We start from the raw sequence: 5,753 nt of genomic DNA on the forward strand, positions 1-5,753 counted from the left end.
ATGAGTTTGATCGACTGGAATCTCTCCAACTCATATCTATATCTAATAAATATATTCATATATAAATATAATAATTAAACTAATAACCCAAACATCCAAGCCGAAACAAATCAAAAATCCATAGGATATCCATTGCGTTTTCATTCATCTGTTGTGGTGAGCACTTAAAAAGTTAGTCTCCAATTAGTACGCAACACATATAAAAAAATACGTATTTGGTGATCGGGGGCTAACAGGTCCAAGTATCAATTTGCCACAGCAGATCATCTTGTTGACTGAACAGAAAGATGTCAGAACATGAACAAGATTAGTAGATGGAAACCCAAAATTCACGGACTGAAGCCAAATCTAAAATAATATAGCTAGCGTCATTGATTATATATTGATTTATATGTATTAATTACTCGAAAAAATTCACCTTTACAATTGAAGTGATTAGTAATTTCATCTGATTCAAGGTAGATGAATTTGAGTTTATTGATCTCTTTGAGCTGACTTGAAGAGTGAATGGTACTAAAATTGATCATTGTTTATTAAAGGTGGATATCCTATCTTAAGGTATTGAAATACCATTGAAAGATGTTAACTTTAGTGGTGTGGGGACTAACTTTGGACGAGGTGACTAAGTGGCTGTAGTGATTCCAAGCATAGAGGAACTGAATGAATTGGAGCAGCATCTTTATGCCAAAGCATATTATTGTTTTGGTGTAGGGGCTAATAAAGAAATTTATACTGAGATTGAAAAGCAATCCATTCTAAGAAAACTGAGAGATAGGATACAGGCAAAAGAAGGTGCTGCATGTACGAGTAGTATTTTACTGGCCGAACTCATAAAGACATTCGAAAAACTAAAAGAGAGTGTAGAGCAAGCATCAGAGTTGAAAGAAAAAAAAGAAATTTTAAGTATGGTATTTAACCAGTATGATGATGCTTTCGACGATCTATATGGGTTACCAGAAGCTTTTATTCGTCGTGTAAGTGGGTTGAGGGGTGTAAAAAAGCGTAATCGTAAATTTTTAGATCGAAAATATGAAGTTTTTTATGGCATTTTAAGGCAGCATGTTGCTCAACATGGGAAATTTGATAATGCGGCACAAGCAGCTAAAAGTGTAATTCTAGAAGTTACAGCAGCATTTCAACAATTTGATCGTGAGTATGCCTTAGAAAAAGTGGCTGAAATAGATGAGAAAATCAGAGATGAAAAGCAAAACTTAAAAAAACCAAAGTCTGAAAAATTTCCGATTAAACCTGTCTCGATTGAAAAAAGGATAAAGAAGTTAGAAAAACAAAAGTCCGACTGGTTGACTGCCATGGAGCAAAAAACTTTGTATAAATGTTTCCCAACGATATTTATACTGAACTCTGAGAACTATCCTGAGGAGATACTTGCAAGACATCTTAAAGTTAAAGCTAATAAAACTATTTATGATCAAATTATTGAAAAGCCTCAGACAGAGAGTGTTTGATTTTAAACATTATTCAAAATGACAAACATAATACTTTATGGGTAAGGGGTTTAAACTGGCTATGTTCGGTGCAAGAGTTGAAAATTAGACCCCCATTGATATTCTTTTTATAAAGCGCTGAACATAACTTTCACTTGGAAATACTAAAAAATGGGTAGATGTATTTACTTGATCTTTTAGATAAGTGGGTAATGGATACTTTATCATTTCGAAAGCTTTAAAGAAGCTTCCTATTGATGACAAAGCTAAGTTGTGTTCGGTATGAAACTCAGACCATATTGTTAAGTCACTTGAGCCAAAACCATGATCCCAAATCAAGTGAATTCTTCTTTTTGAACTTGGTTCTATTGTTCTTTCTGCTTCTAAAATGATATCGATACGTTCAGAATGAGTCAGGTCTTTTGCTCTAAAAGTGAGAAAAATATAGCTTTCTGAAGCATTGGATAAAACAAATAGAAGGTCGTTATTCATTACTAAGGTTGAAATATCAAGTTAAGTTTAATGCGAGAGTTAATTTTATTGATTAATCTGATTTAGTTAAAGTTAAATTTTGATAATTCAATCGAAACAAATTGAGAACAACTGCATAGTTAGGCAAAAGCTAGTTATTTCATTGCATTTAGATCAGTAACACTGGGATAGTCAGGCTTTCTTTAAACTTGATTATGGGCTAGTAACCCAAATAAATTTAGCAGGAATCTTAATGAGATGTAAAGATGGCTTAGAGTGATTTTTAATGAGAAAACTCATATTACTTTCTCTGTTTTTTATTATGTAAACTATAGAGGAGATCATTTAGTTCTTAATAATCAGATGGGGAAATTACTATGACTCACTCCAAAAGCCATTACTGGATTTTGATCCTATGCAAAGCCACGAGTTAAAAGCAAGCACAGATGCATTGCATCAATAGGCTCAAGAGTTAGCGAATAATGTTGAAGAGCAAAGAAAGTTACTTGACGTCACACAGCAAGAATTAGAAATTAAACATTTTAAAGCACGGCCTCATTTAACTTTCTATAGTTATCCTTTTACCCTAACGATGAAGGAGTTTCCTGAATACTATGATGATGGTTCTATTATGGATATGGATCATCATTAAGTAGCAGATATTAAGATAATCATTGAAAATAGGGGAGACGTGGCAAAGCATGTAACTATTGAAGAGTTGGACTCGAATTTTGATGATTTTAATATAGAGCATTATGAGTTAGCAGCAAGGCAGAAAACTAGGCTTGATATTGAATTCATAGGAGAACGACTTGAACTTTTAAAAAGCGAATTTGAACAAGATATCAAGTTAAGAATTATTTACCATGATAAATATGGGCGACAATATTCTGACCTAATGGATGTTTATATTTTTGTATTGAGAGATGCTTCTGGTGGTTTTGGAGTTAGTATCAAGCGAAATACCTTTTGTTCAAATGAAGTAACAATTGAATAAGATAATTAATCTATTAAATTAATAGTGGGTAATTGAATCTTTTAATACATTTATTGACACCTTAAATTTTGCGCATTATCCTTTGCGTGCTGGCCTACATTGCCAGTTGGTTTTGACAGACCATTTCTCAGAGATATTAAAAGATCTTCTTTTAATATCTAGCTCCTCGTTCCCTCCCGTAGCGGTAGGACGGGAGAGGGACACTTTCGAGTGTGCTGGCCTCTGAGACCAGTCTGTCAACCCTTTCTCGTTCTGCCACCATAATTCTTGAATGCTTTGGCAGAACTCCCAATATAAAGGAGTTGGCTATGCATATTCTTTTTATACCGCCTGATTAGTTTTAATAGGGTTTGATGAGCTTCTGGCTCTTCAAGCTTTAGGTCTTTTCGTCTAAAAATTTAACTAAAAAAATGTCATGTGAGATACATCGTGGCAGGGCTTCATATTGCCTAAAAAAGCCTAAGCTCCATGACGACATCACTGGATAAAATGATGAAAAATAAAATTTTGATGGGTTTGGTTGGTATCAGTGTTCTGATGATTACTGGTTGTTCTTCTGATTTCGAAAAGGGTATGAAACAAAGCTGTAGGAATACAGGAGGGAGCCGCAGTTTCTGTTCTTGCTTCTACGACAAGATGGAAGAACATTATGGCAAAGAGAGGCTGGAGGCGATTGGCATGATGCAAGTCAGGATGCCAGAGGATTTCGAAGAGGTATCTTTTAAGTCTGGTCAGCAATGTGCACATAAACTTTAGAACTTGTATTCAGATTCAATCTTAGTTTGCTTTTTGATTTCACCTGTTGCCATAAGCAGCGGGTTCAACAAGCTTACCTAAAAAATGAGGAATTTATAATGAAACATCCATTGATTGGCCTTTATTTCACTATTGTCATTGGTTATTGGCTGTATTTAATTTGGCAGTACCCTATTTATTCTGGTTCATATTCTTTGGGGCGGGCGCTTGTTTGGCCTGCTGATTTTCTACGTTGGTTGTTTTAGTACCTAAATCTAGGAAGATGCCATGACATTCATATCGAGAGAATTACTTCAGAAAAGCCGTTGGATGTTGATGTTAAGAGCGAGTGACAATATTTATTTTGCACCCGCTATTCCTTATAAAAAATTGCAAGGGGCTATGAGTTATCTCCCTCAAGGTATTCATCCAGATGAAATCCTCATGCTGATTGATGATACGGTATTTGGCAGTGCTAAAGCTGGACTTTGTATAACGGCGACTGGACTCTTTTATAAAGAAAGCTTTGGAGATGAAGCCGCTTATCTCTTTAAAAATATTCATCATGTCGATGCAGATCTTGGCGTCATTAATCATGGGATCGTACTGAATCGGATGGAAACCTTGACCTTTACCCAACTGGATAAGGGGGCAGTACGAACATTGGCTTCATTTCTAAATGAAGTCTGTCAGGGACAAACAGAGACCTACCAAGCTCCACCACAGATTGATGCAGAACTGAAGGTGATTGTTGATCTGTTTGCTTATTTCATCACATTCAATATGGGTGGATGGAATGCTGAATCTAGTCATGCAATATCAAATCACTTTGCAAAGCTGAATGATGAAGCATCACAACACTATATTAAAAGTTTACTGAATGAACATCCCAACTTTGAATATAAGGAGTTATTGCATCGCTTTGCAGAACTTAAAGATGTGCTGACTTACAAGCTTCGTACGGAGATGATCGAACAACTGGTTTATGCCATGGCACTGGGTCAGGTTGAGCAGACTCAGGCTGATCTTTTCATGACCCATTTGTGTCGAGTATCTCATGTGTCTAAAGCCGTATTTCCTGATCTGGTCCAAATTATCTATCAATGCTTAGCTGATGAAAAGAATCAGTCTCCTCATTCAGCTTTAAATAGTGAACAACTTCAAGCATGCAAACTTCTGGACATTCAGCCTGAATCACTAACTGAACAAACCTTACAAACTGCTTATCGAAAAAAGATGGCTGAGTTCCATCCGGATAAATACCAGACCTTACCTGAATCTGTTCGTCAGTTGATTGAAAGCCAGGCACAGCAACTGAATGAGGCAAGAGCTCTATTAAAAAGCTATTTGGACAATAACTGAAAATAAAGAATTTTTACTTACATATTACCCCAGTGAAGGCAGCCCTAAAGCGCCGTATATCCTCTATTTCAAGGTAATGATATGAATATGATAAACAACAGCACTAACTCAACTAAAAAGGTACCACCGTTATATTGGTTGTTAACCGTAGTCATGATGGTTGTACTGATTGCTGGTGGAATTTTATTTAATCAACATCAAAAACGACAAACTGAACTTCAGTTAGCACAACTCGCTTTAGAACAATCCAAAGTACAAAATCAATCTATTGCAATGCAAGCAGCCTCTGAACCCGCTGAATCAGGTTTCACCGGAATTGAAAGTATGGTGGAAAACCCAGAATCAGAATCTACTCATTCACAAGCTGAAGATGAAGTGGTTGCAGGTGCTATAGCCGCGGTTGAGAATGCCAAAGCACAAGGTGCGAATATAGGAAAGCTCAGTTCAGAAGTTGATGGTGAATACCATGAAGGAAAAACCTTAAGTTCGAACGCCTCTCGCTATGGTTTAAAGCCAATCAAAACCGCTCCTAGTGATTTAAAGGCAACCATCCCGAATATTGATCAAATGTTAGCGTCACACCTCATGAACGTATGGGGCCGTTCAAGTCCGGATCAGGTGAGTAAACGAGTAGAAGGATGGAGCCAGCAAGGCAATACCATAACGTATCGTGCTGCATGGGATTCTGACCGTTATCAATGTACTTGGTATGTGGTGAGTTGGGATAAGAACAGCAATCAAGT

General features: G+C 36.4%; 7 protein-coding genes. 6 read left to right on the forward strand and 1 reads right to left on the reverse strand.

Annotated features, from left to right (window positions below; all coding sequences use genetic code 11):
• Window positions 1-626 precede the first annotated feature (626 nt).
• Window positions 627-1,466 (forward strand): hypothetical protein, encoded by an 840-nt coding sequence (locus tag RMB13_RS00435; protein ID WP_311084098.1) that lies wholly within the window; start codon window positions 627-629, stop codon window positions 1,464-1,466.
• A gap of 84 nt (window positions 1,467-1,550) precedes the next feature.
• Here the strand turns inward: RMB13_RS00435 and RMB13_RS00440 are convergent, their stop codons facing one another.
• Entirely contained in the window at window positions 1,551-1,937 is a 387-nt protein-coding gene (locus tag RMB13_RS00440) for a hypothetical protein (RefSeq protein WP_311084099.1), read from the reverse strand.
• A 670-nt stretch (window positions 1,938-2,607) separates the two neighbouring features.
• On the opposite strand from RMB13_RS00440, the gene RMB13_RS00445 reads away from it, so the two are divergent.
• From RMB13_RS00445 to RMB13_RS00465, 5 genes are all read left to right on the forward strand, one after another.
• Window positions 2,608-2,913, forward strand: a complete 306-nt coding sequence (locus RMB13_RS00445) for a hypothetical protein (protein ID WP_311084100.1) — start codon at window positions 2,608-2,610, stop codon at window positions 2,911-2,913.
• Between the two features lie 492 nt (window positions 2,914-3,405).
• Entirely contained in the window at window positions 3,406-3,669 is a 264-nt protein-coding gene (locus tag RMB13_RS00450; RefSeq protein WP_311073080.1) for a hypothetical protein, read from the forward strand.
• A 98-nt stretch (window positions 3,670-3,767) separates the two neighbouring features.
• On the forward strand, window positions 3,768-3,914 hold the full coding sequence (locus tag RMB13_RS00455) for a hypothetical protein (RefSeq protein ID WP_000682545.1): 147 nt from the start codon (window positions 3,768-3,770) through the stop codon (window positions 3,912-3,914).
• A gap of 70 nt (window positions 3,915-3,984) precedes the next feature.
• Window positions 3,985-5,010: a molecular chaperone DnaJ gene (locus RMB13_RS00460; protein WP_311084102.1), complete on the forward strand. Its 1,026-nt coding sequence runs from the start codon at window positions 3,985-3,987 to the stop codon at window positions 5,008-5,010.
• 81 nt (window positions 5,011-5,091) lie between these two features.
• Window positions 5,092-5,753, forward strand: a 662-nt coding sequence (locus tag RMB13_RS00465) for a hypothetical protein (RefSeq protein WP_311084101.1), incomplete at its 3' end; no start/stop codon positions are given.

This window comes from Acinetobacter sp. V102_4, from assembly GCF_031799005.1.
Classification (GTDB): Bacteria; Pseudomonadota; Gammaproteobacteria; order Pseudomonadales; family Moraxellaceae; genus Acinetobacter; species Acinetobacter calcoaceticus.

Excerpts from the sequence above, each read along its gene's own strand:
- RMB13_RS00440 (WP_311084099.1), bottom strand. The coding sequence starts at position 1,937 with ATGAATAACGACCTTCTATTTGTTTTATCCAATGCTTCAGAAAGCTAT.
- RMB13_RS00450 (WP_311073080.1), top strand. The coding sequence starts at position 3,406 with ATGAAAAATAAAATTTTGATGGGTTTGGTTGGTATCAGTGTTCTGATG.
- RMB13_RS00455 (WP_000682545.1), top strand. The coding sequence starts at position 3,768 with ATGAAACATCCATTGATTGGCCTTTATTTCACTATTGTCATTGGTTAT.
- RMB13_RS00460 (WP_311084102.1), top strand. The coding sequence starts at position 3,985 with ATGTTAAGAGCGAGTGACAATATTTATTTTGCACCCGCTATTCCTTAT.